The following is a 13419-nucleotide window of genomic DNA, read 5'->3' on the forward strand; positions in this document are numbered from 1 at the left end:
TCATATCTCGGTTCGGAACACTCCGAAACCACGCACCTCTAGCTCAATTGGCAGAGCAACTGACTCTTAATCAGTGGGTTCCCGGTTCAAGTCCGGGGGGGTGCACCACGCCAGCAACGGCCTCGTCTTCGGACGGGGCCGTTCTGCGTTTCGGCTCGACTCGTGTTCGAGCCTGCGGCCCGACGAAACGCTCCGGTGACGTTTCGCGACAGCTCCCGTCCGATTCGCGTCATCGGGCCGGAGTCGGGCCGAGGCATGAGACCCTGGAAGGGTCGGCAGCATGGCGGGATCGGGTCCTGCCCTTGCCGACGAAAGCCTCCGCGTGGTCACCCCACCGTGCGGAGCAGAGCGACGGTCGGGCATTCGTGCCCACCAGCGCCGTGACGCCTCATCGATTCGGGTTCGATGAGGCGTCATGCCCGCTCAACGGCCCGGTACGACGAAACGGCCGCCCACCGGAGTGGACGGCCGTTGTCGACGTGCGTCGCCGGTCAGGCGACCGAGCTGCGGCGCGCCGGCACCGGGTTGACGAGGCTCGCGTCGATGAACTCGGGTTCGGCCCACACGGTGATGGGGTAGTGCTGCGGCTCGAGGAGGGTCCGCTCGACGAGCGTCGGCTCAGTGTCGTCAGCCGCCGCCTCGGGGTGGTCGTCATCGGCCTTCACCTCGGACAGCGCGTCGATCGTCTCGGTGATGGCGGCAGGTTCCTCGGCGGCAGCCGGCTCGATGACCTCGACGGTCTCGACCTCGTCAGCGACATCGACCGCGGCTTCTTCCTGGCCACGAGACCACAACCGCCATCCGCGCGCCGGAGCGGCCTCGGCACGGACCGTCACCGCAGCCTGCTCGAGGTCGATGTCCGTCGCGATGTCGTGGGCGAGCTGCTGGGCGTAGACCTCGTGGAAGATCTCGTCGCCGGAACTCGGGGTACGGCGCGACAGCACCCAGGCGCCGTTGGCACCGAGCTCACTCGCCAGTCGAGCGTGGACGAGGTCGAACAGCTGCTTCTCGGTCAGCTTCGATGCGGAGACTGGTGCTGCGTGGCGTCGGCGACCGAACATGGCGGGCCCTTCATCGAAAGCGGATCATCCGTGAGGCTGGACTGCCTTCATTGTCGATCACCAGGCGCGGAACGACGCGGAGACACGCGGGTGAGCGTCCCAATTCTCGGGTTTTCCGGGCGGTCGTGGTAGCGCGGGCGGCGCGACCTCAGCGGCCGATCTCCGCCTGCTTGCTGTCGTCGAGCACCGAGCTGATCGCGAGGGCGAGCGAGATGCCCCAGCTCACCCAGAGGAGGGCGAGCTTCCAGTCCCGCGGTCCCTGTCGGGTCGCCTGGAGAGCGGAGATCCCGCCGAAGACCGTGGAGATCATGCTGCCGTTGAAGAGGAATTTGCGCATGACTTCACGCTAGCCGGTAGGGGAGGCCCCCCGCATCCGGGCTTTCCTTCGGGTTCTCGCCTGTGCTAGCGAAAGCACGCTTCGCGAAGGCCAGTGAGGCCCGCAGCTGGGCGAGGCGGAGCGCGTCGCCGCCGGTCGCGGGCAGGTGCACCTCCGCGACGATGCTTCCCGACCAGTCCGCCGCGCGCAGCAGCTCGAGGACCTCGGCGACCGGCTGCTCACCGTCGCCCGGGAGGAGGTGCTCGTCGAGGAAGGCACCACGCGGCGATGGAGCGGTCCCGTCGCACAGGTGCACGTGTCGGAGGCGGCCGGCGTAGCGGGTCGCGATCTCGAGCGAGTCCTCACCCGCGAGGGCCGCGTGGGAGAAGTCGAGCGTCAGGGCGGCGCAGGCGAGTGGGGCCGGGTCGTAGCCGAAGGCGAACGGCTGCACCCGGAGCCCGCGGCTCTGGAAGCACGCCATGTTCTCGACGGCCAGCTCGAGTCCGTGCGTCTCGGTCAATTCCGCGACGAGGTCGACGAAGGCGTGCGCGTAGCGCCGCTGCCACCGGAACGGCGGGTGGACGACGACGGTCGACGCCCCGACGGCGACGGCCAGCTCAGCCGAGCGGCGGAGCTTCTCCCGATGGTCGCGGCCCCAGACGAACGCGGTCCGGGTCAGGACCGGCGCGTGGATCGAGAGGATGTCGAGCCCGGACTCGGCGGCGAGGGCGCGGAGGGCGTCGGCGTCCTGCGTCACGCGGTCCTGGGTGACCATGACCTCGACGCCGTCGTAGCCGGCTTCGACGGCCAACTCGAACGCGCGCCGGGTTCCCAGCGGGTAGACGCAGGAGGTGCTCATGCCATGGCGGATCATCAGCGCAAGCATATGCTCGCCGTCTGAACACGCGGTTTCGCCATGCGGAACGCTGCTAGCCTGAACAGCGAACCCGAGTACCCCGGGAGGGCCATCATCACCAGATATTCCGCGCCTGACGGCGGATCAGCGTCGACCTTCGACTTCATCGTGGTATCCAACCGGCTGCCGGTCGACCGCGTCGTCGATGCAGACGGTGCCGAGAGCTGGCGGACCTCACCCGGTGGACTCGTGACCGCCCTCGAACCCGTCATGCGCGGTGCGGACGGCGCATGGATCGGATGGGCCGGCTCCGCCGACCTCGAGATCGAGCCGTTCGACAACGACGACATGTGGATCATCCCCGTCCCGCTGTCCGAGGACGAGATCGCCCGCTACTACGAGGGCTTCTCGAACGACACCATCTGGCCGCTCTACCACGACGTCATCGCTCCGCCGAGCTACCACCGCGAGTGGTGGGACTCCTACGTCGCCGTGAACCGACGGTTCGCGGAGGCGGCCGCAGCGGCCGCGTCCGACGGCGCGACGGTCTGGGTGCAGGACTACCAGCTGCAGCTCGTTCCGAAGATCCTGCGTGAGCTGCGACCCGATCTCACGATCGGCTTCTTCAACCACATCCCGTTCCCGGCCTACGGCATCTACTCGCAGCTCCCATGGCGACGCCAGATCATCGAGGGACTGCTCGGCGCCGACGTCATCGGCTTCCAGCGCGTCGCGGACGCGGGCAACTTCTCCCGGGCGGTCCGCCGCCTGTTCGGGTACGAGACGAAGGGGGCCGCGATCCAGGTCCCGCTCGATGCGGCACTCGTGTCGGTCACGACGGATGCGGCACCCGTCGCCTCGAAGCGTGGCGCCCCGTACCGCACGGTGATCGCCCGGCACTTCCCGATCTCGATCGACAGCAAGGGGTACCAGGCCCTCGCGCAGCGCCCCGAGATCATCGCCCGTGCCAAGCAGATCCGCGAGGAGCTCGGCAACCCGGAGACGATCATGCTCGGCGTCGACCGCCTCGACTACACGAAGGGCATCGGACACCGACTCAAGGCCTTCGGCGAACTCCTCGCACAGGGCAAGCTCGCGGTCGAGGACGTCACGCTCGTCCAGGTCGCCAGCCCCAGCCGCGAACGCGTCGAGACGTACCGTCAGCTCCGCGACGACATCGAGCAGACGGTCGGCCGGATCAACGGCGACTTCGGCACCATCGGCCACACCGCGATCCAGTACCTGCACCACGGGTACCCCCGCGAGGAGATGGCTGCCCTCTACCTCGCCGCCGACGTCATGCTCGTCACGGCACTGCGCGACGGCATGAACCTCGTCGCGAAGGAGTACGTCGCCGCTCGCTACGACAACGACGGCGTCCTCGTGCTGAGCGAGTTCGCCGGCGCGTCCGACGAGCTGAAGCAGGCCCTCAAGATCAACCCGCACGACATCGAGGGGATGAAGTCGGCGATCCTCCAGGCCGTGCACATGACGAAGGCCGAGCGTGGTCGTCGCATGCGGGCGCTGCGCAAGCGCGTCATGGAGTACGACGTCGCGCGGTGGTCGGCGTCGTTCCTCGACGAGTTGCAGCGTGTGCGCGACCAGTCACCGACCATCGAGCAGGGGAGCACCACCCAGTCATGAGCACCACCGACGAGCCCACCGACACCCTCGGGGGGCTTCCCCTCGGACTGCGTGCGGAACTCCGCCGCCTGGCCGACGTCCCGAAGCTCCTGGTGGCCCTGGACTTCGACGGAACGCTGGCCCCAGAGGTCGACGACCCGGATCAGGCGCGCGCGCTGCCCGCGGCCCGCAAGGCCGTGTTAGCGCTGATGGACCTGCCAGGGACGCGCGTCGCACTCGTGTCCGGGCGCGCGATCGACAGTCTCGTGGCGGTGGCCGAGCTGCCCGACCACGCCCTGTTCGCCGGCTCGCACGGCGTCGAGATCCGCCTCGACAACCCCGACGACGCCCTCGCCCTCGACGATGAGGAACGCGAACAGCGGGAGACCCTCCAACGGATCCTCCAGGACGTCGCGGAGGGTTACGATAATGTCTGGATCGAGCGGAAGCCGGCAGGGTTCGCCCTGCACACGAGGCTCGCCAGTGAAGAAGACTCCAGGATCGCCCACCTCGAAGCACTCGCCCACACCAAGGACGAGTTCGGCGCCCTGACGGTTCGAGAGGGCAAGAACGTCCTCGAGTTCTCGCTCAGGAGCGCGACCAAGGGCGAAGCCGTCGAACACCTCCGGCGGTACACCAAAGCAGATGCCGTGTTCTACGCGGGCGACGACGTCACGGACGAGGACGCGTTCGGCGCACTCGGCCCCGGCGACCTCGGGGTGAAGAGCGGCACCGGCGTGACCGCCGCCGACTTCAGGGTCGAAGGACCCTCCGAGATCGCGCGCGTCCTCGGCATGCTCGCGGAATATCGAAGCAACAAGGAAGCCGTAGACTCTTAAAATGCCAGAGATCGACATCAAACCACGCAGTCGTGCCGTCACCGACGGGATCGAGGCGACCACTTCGCGCGGCATGCTCCGCGCCGTCGGCATGGGCGACGAGGACTGGGACAAGCCCCAGATCGGCATCGCGAGCTCGTGGAACGAGATCACGCCCTGCAACCTCTCGCTCGACCGCCTCGCACAGGGTGCCAAGGAGGGCGTGCACTCGGGTGGGGGATACCCGCTGCAGTTCGGCACCATCTCCGTCTCCGACGGCATCTCCATGGGCCACGAGGGCATGCACTTCTCGCTCGTCTCGCGCGAGGTCATCGCCGACAGCGTCGAGACCGTGGTCATGGCCGAGCGCCTCGACGGCACGGTCCTGCTCGCCGGCTGCGACAAGTCGCTGCCGGGCATGCTCATGGCCGCCGCGCGTCTCGACCTCTCCTCGGTCTTCCTCTACGCCGGATCGATCGCGCCGGGTTGGGTCAAGCTCTCCGACGGCACCGAGAAGGAGGTCACGATCATCGACTCCTTCGAGGCGGTCGGGGCCTGCAAGGCCGGCAACATGAGCGAAGAGGACCTGAAGCGCATCGAGTGCGCGATCGCCCCGGGCGAGGGTGCCTGCGGCGGGATGTACACGGCCAACACGATGGCGTCGGTCGCCGAGGCGCTCGGCATGAGCCTCCCGGGTTCGGCATCGCCGCCCTCGGCCGACCGCCGTCGCGACTACTTCGCGCACCGCTCGGGCGAAGCCGTGGTCAACATGCTCCGACTGGGCATCACCGCGCGCGACATCCTGACGAAGGAGGCGTTCGAGAACGCCATCGCCGTCGCGATGGCATTCGGCGGATCGACGAACGTGGTCCTGCACCTGCTCGCGATCGCCCGCGAGGCCGAGGTCGACCTCACGCTCGACGACTTCAACCGCATCGGCGACAAGGTGCCGCACATCGGCGACCTGAAGCCGTTCGGCCAGTACGTCATGAACGACGTCGACCGTCACGGCGGCGTCCCCGTGGTCATGAAGGCGCTGCTCGACGCCGGTCTGCTGCACGGCGACTGCCTCACGGTCACCGGCAAGACGGTCGCCGAGAACCTCGCCGACATCAACCCCGACCCGATCGACGGCACGGTCATCCGCACGCTCGACAACCCGATCCACGCGACCGGCGGCATCACGATCCTCAAGGGGTCGTTCGCGCCCGAAGGCGCCGTCGTGAAGACGGCCGGTTTCGACGCCGAGGTCTTCGAAGGACCCGCGCGGGTCTTCGAACGTGAACGCGGAGCCATGGACGCGCTCACCGAAGGCAAGATCAACAAGGGCGACGTCGTCATCATCCGCTACGAGGGCCCGAAGGGTGGGCCGGGGATGCGCGAGATGCTCGCGATCACGGCCGCCATCAAGGGCGCCGGACTCGGCAAGGATGTACTACTGTTGACGGACGGTCGATTCTCAGGCGGCACAACCGGACTGTGCATCGGCCACATAGCACCCGAAGCGGTGGACGCAGGTCCAATCGCCTTCGTGCGCGATGGTGATCTGATACGGGTCGATATCGCTGGCCGCTCGCTCGACCTACTCGTCGACGAAGCAGAGCTGGAAGCCCGCCGCGACGGCTGGGCGCCTCTTCCCCCGCGCTATACCCGTGGCGTTCTCGCAAAGTACTCTCGTCTCGTGCACTCCGCAGCGGAGGGCGCGATCACGGGATAACCGAGCATCTCGTTCGTGCATCTCATCGCTGAAGGAATCATCATGCCCACGGAATCCCAACCCGTGCCTCATCCCAGAACACCTGCGGCCCCGGCCGCACCGGAGATCCTGACGGGAGCCCAGGCGATCGTCCGATCGCTCGAGCTCCTCGGGGTCACCGACATCTTCGGTCTGCCCGGCGGAGCGATCCTGCCGACCTACGACCCGCTGATGGACTCGACGAAGCTCCGTCACATCCTGGTCCGACACGAGCAGGGCGCCGGCCACGCGGCCGAAGGATACGCCGCCGCCGGTGGCGGGATCGGCGTGTGCATCGCGACGTCCGGCCCCGGCGCGACGAACCTCGTCACCGCCATCGCCGACGCCTACATGGACTCGGTGCCGATGGTCGCGATCACCGGTCAGGTGTTCTCGACCCTCATGGGCACTGACGCGTTCCAGGAGGCGGACATCGTCGGCATCACCATGCCGATCACGAAGCACTCCTTCCTCGTCAAGACCCCGGAGGAGGTCCCGGCGGCCATCGCCGCGGCCTACGAGATCGCGGGTACCGGCCGTCCCGGACCGGTTCTGGTCGACATCACCAAGGACGCCCAGCAGGCCGAGGCGCCGTTCATCTGGCCGCCGAAGGTCGACCTGCCCGGCTACCGCCCGGTGACGAAGGCGCACGGCAAGCAGATCCAGGCCGCTGCGCAGCTGCTCGTCAACGCCAAGAAGCCGGTGCTGTACGTCGGCGGCGGCGTGATCCGCTCCAAGGCCTCCGAGGAACTGCTCGCGCTGGCCGAGGCGACCGGGGCTCCGGTCGTGACGACGCTCATGGCTCGCGGGGCGTTCCCCGACTCGCACACGCAGCACCTCGGCATGCCCGGCATGCACGGCACCGTCCCGGCGGTGCTCGCGCTGCAGGAGGCCGACCTGCTCGTGTCGCTCGGTGCCCGGTTCGACGACCGCGTGACCGGCAAGGCCTCGCTCTTCGCGCCGAACGCCAAGGTCGTCCACGTGGACGTCGACCCGGCCGAGATCTCGAAGATCCGCATCGCGGACGTCCCCATCGTGGGCGACGCTAAGGACGTCATCGTCGACCTCCAGTCGGCGTTCGAGGCAGCCGCCCGCGAGGTCACCCCCGACATCGCCGAGTGGTGGTCCTACCTCGACGGTCTCCGCGAGGAGTTCCCGCTGGGCTACGCCGAGCCGACCGACGGTCTGCTCTCGCCACAGCACGTGATCTCCCGCATCGGCGAGATCACCGGTCCGGAGGGCGTCTTCGCGTCGGGCGTCGGCCAGCACCAGATGTGGGCGGCGCAGTTCATCAAGTACGAGCGTCCGAACTCCTGGCTGAACTCCGGTGGTGCCGGGACCATGGGCTACTCGGTTCCCGCGGCCATGGGTGCCAAGGTGGCCCAGCCCGATCGCCACGTGTGGGCGATCGACGGCGACGGCTGCTTCCAGATGACCAACCAGGAACTCGCGACCTGCACGATCAACAACATCCCGATCAAGGTCGCGATCATCAACAACTCCTCACTGGGCATGGTCCGCCAGTGGCAGACGCTCTTCTACGACGGTCGGTACTCGAACACCGACCTGAACACCGGGCACGACACCATCCGCATCCCCGACTTCGTCAAGCTGGCCGAGGCCTACGGTTGCCTCGCGATCCGCGTGACGAAGGAGGAGGAGGTCGACGCCGCCATCAAGCTCGCCCTGGAGACGAACGACCGTCCGGTCGTCATCGACTTCGTCGTGAGTGCCGACGCGATGGTGTGGCCGATGGTGCCGCAGGGTGTCAGCAACAGCTACGTCCAGTACGCCAAGGACCACAGTCCGTCGTTCGATGAGGAGGCCTGAGCATGAGCAGCCACGTCCTGAGCCTCCTCGTCGAGGACAAGCCCGGTCTGCTGACCCGCGTCGCCGGGTTGTTCGCCCGTCGGGGCTTCAACATCGAGAGCCTCGCGGTCGGCCACAGCGAGATCGAGGGCCTGTCCCGGATCACGGTCGTCGTCGACGTCGAGGAGCTTCCGCTCGAGCAGGTGACGAAGCAGCTGAACAAGCTCATCAACGTCATCAAGATCGTCGAGCTGGATCCGGCGCAGTCCGTCCAGCGTGAGCACCTGCTCATCAAGGTCCGCGTCGACAACTCCACCCGTTCCCAGGTGCTGGAAGCCGTCAACCTGTTCCGGGCCCGCGTCGTCGACGTGGCGACCGACGCCCTCGTGATCGAGGTCACGGGCGACTCCGGGAAGACGACCGCGCTCCTCAAGGTGCTCGAGCCCTACGGCATCAAGGAGATCGCCCAATCGGGTCTCCTCGCCATCGGGCGCGGCTCGAAGTCCATCACCGAACGCGTCTTCAAGAACTAGTCGCATCTGCGGCATATTGCGAAACCACAACCAAGGAGAGAACCACCAGTGACTGAGATTTTCTACGACCAGGACGCAGACCTGTCGCTCATCCAGGGCAAGAAGGTTGCCGTCGTCGGCTACGGCTCGCAGGGCCACGCACACGCGCTCAACCTCCGCGACTCCGGTGTCGAGGTCGTCGTCGGCCTGAAGGACGGCTCGAAGTCGATCGCCAAGGCCGAGGAGCAGGGCTTCACCGTCAAGAACGTCGCCGACGCCTCCGCATGGGCCGACGTCATCGTCATCCTCGCTCCGGACCAGTACCAGCGCACGATCTTCGCCGAGTCCATCAAGGACCAGCTCGCTCCGGGCAAGGCGCTCGTCTTCGGCCACGGCTTCAACATCCGCTTCGGCTACATCGAGGCTCCCGAGGGCGTCGACATCTTCATGGTCGCCCCGAAGGGCCCGGGCCACACCGTGCGTCGCGAGTACGAGGCCGGCCGCGGCGTCCCCGTCATCGTCGCCGTCGAGAAGGACGAGACCGGTGGAGCCTGGGCGCTCGCCTGGTCCTACGCCAAGGCGATCGGTGGCCTCCGTGCCGGCGGCATCAAGACCACCTTCACCGAGGAGACCGAGACCGACCTCTTCGGCGAGCAGGCCGTCCTGTGCGGTGGCGTCTCGCAGCTGATCCAGTACGGCTTCGAGACCCTCACCGAGGCCGGGTACCAGCCGCAGATCGCCTACTTCGAGGTGCTCCACGAGCTGAAGCTCATCGTCGACCTCATCTGGGAGGGTGGCATCGCCAAGCAGCGTTGGAGCGTCTCCGACACGGCTGAGTACGGCGACTACGTCTCCGGCCCGCGCGTCATCGACCCGAGCGTCAAGACCAACATGCAGGCCGTCCTCAAGGACATCCAGGACGGCACCTTCGCCAAGCGCTTCATCGACGACCAGGACGCCGGCGCGCCCGAGTTCCTCGAGCTGCGCAAGAAGGGCGAGGACCACCCGATCGAGGCCACCGGTCGCGAGCTGCGCAAGCTCTTCGCGTGGAACGCCTCGAACGACGACGACTACGTCGACGGCAGCGTCGCCCGCTAGTCTCCGCTCGTCCTGCCGCCCAGCGGCACCGAGCCAGAACGCCCGCCCCGATCCGTCGGGGCGGGCGTTCCGTCGTCTGCGGGAGCCCTCAGGCGGTCGCTGCTCCGGTCGTGCCCGGCTCGAGGAAGATCTCGATGACCGGGATCGGGGTGTCGGGTTCACCGATCGGCAGGTGCAGGGTCACCGTGTCGGGACCGAGTCCCTTCGGTTGGGTGTGCTGGTTCGGCAGATCGTGCTCCGGGCGATGCACCTGGAACGGCACCTCGGAGCCGTCCGACAACAGCTGCGCGTAGCGCACCCGGCCGCCGAGACCGGGCAGGTGCAGGTGCACGAACGGCCAGGCGAAGACGTGCACGTACAGCCGGTCGCCGCGTTGCGTGTATCGGACGTCGGTCGGACTGCTGAACTCCGACGGTCCGCATCCTCGGATCGCGCGCTCGTGGAGCGCGAACCAGTCGGCGAGGACCTCGAGTCGTTCGATCGCGCGAGGATCGATCGTCCCGCGCGCGGTCGGTCCGATGTTCAGCAGCATGTTGCCGTTCTTCGAGACCGAATCGATGAGCATCCGCAGGAGCAGCTCCGGCGACTTGTAGTCGAGGTTGTCGCGGTCGTACCCCCAGCTGCCGTTCAGGGTCTGGCAGGCCTCCCACCGGAGGGGGTGGCCGTCGGGACCGACCGGTGTCACCACGGGCTGGTACTGCTCCGGGGTGGTGACGTCGCCCGGGAGTTCGAGGCGGTCGTTGATGAGGATCTCCGGCTGCAGCCCGCGGATCATCTCGACGAGTTCCTCGGAGCCCCAGTCGGCGGCGCCCTTCCCCGGCAGACCTTCGATGCCCTGCGAGTAGCTGAAGTCGAAGAAGAGGTAGTCGATCGGGCCGTAGCCGGTGAGCAGCTCGCGCACCTGGCCGTGCAGGTAGTCCCGGTAGCGGGACCAGTCCCGGTCGGCGTTCGCTGCGAGCGCCTCGGGGTCGTCGCGTCGCGGGTGGATGCCGTCGACCGTGAAGTCGGGGTGATGCCAGTCGATGAGCGAGTGGTAGAAGCCGATTCGGAGCCCCTCGGCGCGGAAGGCCTCCACGAACTCCGCCACGAGGTCACGGCCGGCGGGCGTGTGCATGGACGTGAAGTCGGTGAGCGCCGAGTCCCACAGGCAGAACCCGTCGTGGTGCTTCGTCGTGAGGACCGCGTACCGGAAGCCGGCCGCCTTGGCCTGCTTGGCCCAGGCGCGGGGGTCGAACCGGTCGGGGTCGAAGTGCTCGCGGTAGCGCTCGTAGTGTTCGGCCGAGAGGTGTTCCCGCGTCTGCACCCACTCATGGCGTGCTGGGAGGGCGTAGAGGCCCCAGTGCAGGAACAATCCGAATCTCGCCTCGTTGAACCAGGCGGTGTCGGGTCGGGGGATGGTGGTCTCGGTCACGGCGGCCCTTCGATCGTCGAGTGGGTTCACGGCGGTGCGGGGGCAGGCTAACACGAAAGGTCGGATGTCTGCTGTCCGGTGGGCCGGCGTGGTCAGGACGTCGGACCGGCTGCGCGTCGACGGTTCAGGCGTCGTGCGGTTCGACGACCTGCACGGGCACGCCGGTGTCCAGCGATGTCTTCGCCGCCAACGCGACCGTCAGGGCCGCGAGGGCACTCCGGCCGGTCACTCGGAACGGTTGGACGTCTCGCTCCACGCAGTCGAGGAAGGAGGCCATCTGTCGTCGGTAGGGATCGGTCTCGTCGAGGTCGTAGGGGCCGTGCGCGGCGGCCGACCCGAGCGCGTCGACCGAGAGCGGCGGTGTGTGGGTCGGGGATCCGCCGACGAATCGGTGGGCGAGGAGCCCGGTGCTGCCGAGCACCTCGATGGCCGAGCTGAATCCGAAGGCCGGCGGGAGCTCCATGGAGGTGAGGACGCGCCCGATCCCGCCGTCGGCGTAGTCGACCGTCGTCTCGATCGGGCGACCGGTACCGGTGCGTCGTGCTGACACGGATCGCGGCTGACCGAGGAGCTGGTTCAGCTGGTCGAAGTCGTGGATCGCGAAGTCGACGAGGGGGCCGCCGGAGCGTCGCTCGTCCTGCCACCACGGTGACGGGGCGGCGGGGGAGCTCAGCCGTTCGGCCGTGACGGCGAGGGGTGTGCCGACAGCCTCGTCCCGCACCGCGTCGTCGATCGCCTCGTACCCGCCGAAGAACCTGACGACATGCGCGACCATGAACGTCCGGCTGGACTCGTCGGCGGTGCGCAGGATCGTGTGGGCGTCGGCGAGCGTCAGGGCGATCGGTTTCTCCAGCAGGACGTGCTTGCCGGCACGGAGCGCCCTGACGGCGAGATCCCGATGGGTGTCGGTCGGCGTGCAGATGACGACGATCCCCACGGAGGCATCCCGGAGCACCTCGTCGACCGAGGTGGTGAGTCGTGCGGCCGGCGCCTCCGGCATGGCTCTCGGCGACCGGGCCGAGCACAGGTAGGCGATCCTGTCCGCTGCACCGAGTCCGGCGAGCGCGCGGACGTGTGCCAGCCCCATGGCACCGGTGCCGATGACGGCGATCCGGTCCGCCGTCACCGCGTCGCCCCAGCAGCCAGGTCCTCGCGCAAGCGGCTGAGGGTCGCGTCGTCGACGTCCCCGCCCAGCATCCTGATGCCCAGGGCGGCGGCTCCGACGAGGCCGTCGGCGACCGGGACGAGTCTGGCCCCGGCGGCAGCCGATGTCAGGCGCTCCGCGGCTGAGGGGACGGACGGGAGGAGTCCGTCGACGAGCACACTGCCGCCGACGACGAGGGTGCTCTCTCCGTGGTCGGAATCCGGAGCCAGCACCCGTTCCACGAGGACCGCCAAGCGGTCGACGGCAGCGTCGAGGATGGACCGCGCGACGTCGTCGTCCGCGGCTTGGAAGGCGAGCGGCGCCAGGCGGGCGATGGCGATGGGGGGACCGTCGTTCACCGACCGGATGAGTGTGTCGAGTACCGGGGACCGGCGGTGGTCCGCGTCACCGGGTGAAGACGGGTCCGGAGTGAACCCGACCGCCTGGGAGAGCAGCGGGGTGAGCCCCGTGCGGGGTCCGATGCCGTCGAGGTCGGCGGCGACCGCGCGGATCACGCGTCGGGCGATCCAGAACCCGGAGCCGCCGTCACCGAGGAGCCAGCCGGCGCCGCCGACCTCCCGGACGACGAGACGGTCCCTGATCCGTCCCGCGACGCTCCCGGTCCCCGCGACGAGCACGACGCCGTCCGGCGACGCCGAGCCGGAGCCGTACATGCCGAGCAGATCCGGCTCGATCACGACCGGTCCGAGTCCGAGCGGTACGAGGTGCGCGTCCAATGCGCGGCGGTAGGCGTCGGACACCTGCCCCGCCTGCGTGATCACCACGGGCGACCCGGACGGGAGGGGCGGTATGGACGAGGTCGTCCTGGCCTGGTCGAGGGCTGCACGAGCCGCGAGCGCGATCTGCGTGGCAGCGCTGTCCACGCCGGACGACGTCGGATTCCCGCCGCCCGCGCGCCCGGAACCGAGGCGACGTCCGGAGGCGTCAACGAGCACCGCGCGGGACGAGGTGCCGCCGGCGTCGACCGCCAGAGTTGTTTTCATCATCGTCATCATCTCGAAACATGTTGCCGTGG

General features: G+C 68.4%; 12 protein-coding genes and 1 tRNA gene. 7 read left to right on the forward strand and 6 right to left on the reverse strand.

Going from position 1 to position 13419, the window contains the following annotated elements; translation table 11 throughout:
• The first annotated feature begins 32 nt into the window (after positions 1 to 32).
• Positions 33 to 108 (forward strand) — tRNA-Lys (locus B9Y95_RS03070).
• 383 nt (positions 109 to 491) lie between these two features.
• Here the strand turns inward: B9Y95_RS03070 and B9Y95_RS03075 are convergent.
• The 3 genes from B9Y95_RS03075 to B9Y95_RS03085 all read right to left on the reverse strand — a co-directional run bounded on the left by B9Y95_RS03075 (position 492) and on the right by B9Y95_RS03085 (position 2251).
• Complete coding sequence (locus B9Y95_RS03075) at positions 492 to 1061, reverse strand: hypothetical protein (RefSeq protein ID WP_085510579.1); 570 nt, start codon at positions 1059 to 1061, stop codon at positions 492 to 494.
• Between the two features lie 148 nt (positions 1062 to 1209).
• Entirely contained in the window at positions 1210 to 1398 is a 189-nt protein-coding gene (locus tag B9Y95_RS03080; RefSeq protein WP_079705603.1) for a hypothetical protein, read from the reverse strand.
• A 4-nt stretch (positions 1399 to 1402) separates the two neighbouring features.
• Positions 1403 to 2251 (reverse strand): sugar phosphate isomerase/epimerase family protein, encoded by an 849-nt coding sequence (locus B9Y95_RS03085; protein WP_085511037.1) that lies wholly within the window; start codon positions 2249 to 2251, stop codon positions 1403 to 1405.
• Positions 2252 to 2293: 42 nt separating this feature from the next.
• Here B9Y95_RS03085 and otsA point away from each other — a divergent pair, with 42 nt between their 5' ends.
• From otsA to ilvC, 6 genes are read left to right on the forward strand one after another with little or no spacing between them, the layout of a single operon-like run.
• On the forward strand, positions 2294 to 3877 hold the full coding sequence (gene otsA, locus B9Y95_RS03090) for an alpha,alpha-trehalose-phosphate synthase (UDP-forming) (RefSeq protein WP_085510580.1): 1584 nt from the start codon (positions 2294 to 2296) through the stop codon (positions 3875 to 3877).
• Positions 3874 to 4695 carry a trehalose-phosphatase gene (gene otsB / locus B9Y95_RS03095; RefSeq protein ID WP_079705605.1) on the forward strand — a complete coding sequence of 274 codons (822 nt, stop codon included), beginning with the start codon at positions 3874 to 3876 and terminating at the stop codon, positions 4693 to 4695. Before otsA ends, otsB begins: the two co-directional genes overlap by 4 nt.
• Before the next feature lies 1 nt (position 4696).
• On the forward strand, positions 4697 to 6391 hold the full coding sequence (gene ilvD / locus B9Y95_RS03100; protein ID WP_064296246.1) for a dihydroxy-acid dehydratase: 1695 nt from the start codon (positions 4697 to 4699) through the stop codon (positions 6389 to 6391).
• Between the two features lie 42 nt (positions 6392 to 6433).
• Positions 6434 to 8239 (forward strand): acetolactate synthase large subunit, encoded by a 1806-nt coding sequence (locus B9Y95_RS03105; protein ID WP_085510581.1) that lies wholly within the window; start codon positions 6434 to 6436, stop codon positions 8237 to 8239.
• Positions 8240 to 8241: 2 nt separating this feature from the next.
• Entirely contained in the window at positions 8242 to 8751 is a 510-nt protein-coding gene (gene ilvN / locus B9Y95_RS03110) for an acetolactate synthase small subunit (RefSeq protein ID WP_064296248.1), read from the forward strand.
• A 48-nt stretch (positions 8752 to 8799) separates the two neighbouring features.
• Positions 8800 to 9828: a ketol-acid reductoisomerase gene (ilvC, locus tag B9Y95_RS03115; protein ID WP_085510582.1), complete on the forward strand. Its 1029-nt coding sequence runs from the start codon at positions 8800 to 8802 to the stop codon at positions 9826 to 9828.
• An 88-nt stretch (positions 9829 to 9916) separates the two neighbouring features.
• Here the strand turns inward: ilvC and B9Y95_RS03120 are convergent, their stop codons facing one another.
• The 3 genes from B9Y95_RS03120 to B9Y95_RS03130 all read right to left on the reverse strand — a co-directional run bounded on the left by B9Y95_RS03120 (position 9917) and on the right by B9Y95_RS03130 (position 13387).
• Positions 9917 to 11239, reverse strand: a complete 1323-nt coding sequence (locus B9Y95_RS03120) for an alpha-L-fucosidase (protein WP_234993942.1) — start codon at positions 11237 to 11239, stop codon at positions 9917 to 9919.
• Between the two features lie 124 nt (positions 11240 to 11363).
• Positions 11364 to 12365: a Gfo/Idh/MocA family protein gene (locus B9Y95_RS03125; RefSeq protein WP_085510583.1), complete on the reverse strand. Its 1002-nt coding sequence runs from the start codon at positions 12363 to 12365 to the stop codon at positions 11364 to 11366.
• Entirely contained in the window at positions 12362 to 13387 is a 1026-nt protein-coding gene (locus tag B9Y95_RS03130) for an N-acetylglucosamine kinase (protein ID WP_159453323.1), read from the reverse strand. The genes B9Y95_RS03125 and B9Y95_RS03130 overlap by 4 nt, the downstream gene beginning before the upstream one ends.
• Between the last annotated feature and the right edge of the window lie 32 nt (positions 13388 to 13419).

Origin of the sequence: Plantibacter flavus (assembly GCF_900177615.1) — a bacterium.
Lineage (GTDB): Bacteria > Actinomycetota > Actinomycetes > Actinomycetales > Microbacteriaceae > Plantibacter > Plantibacter flavus.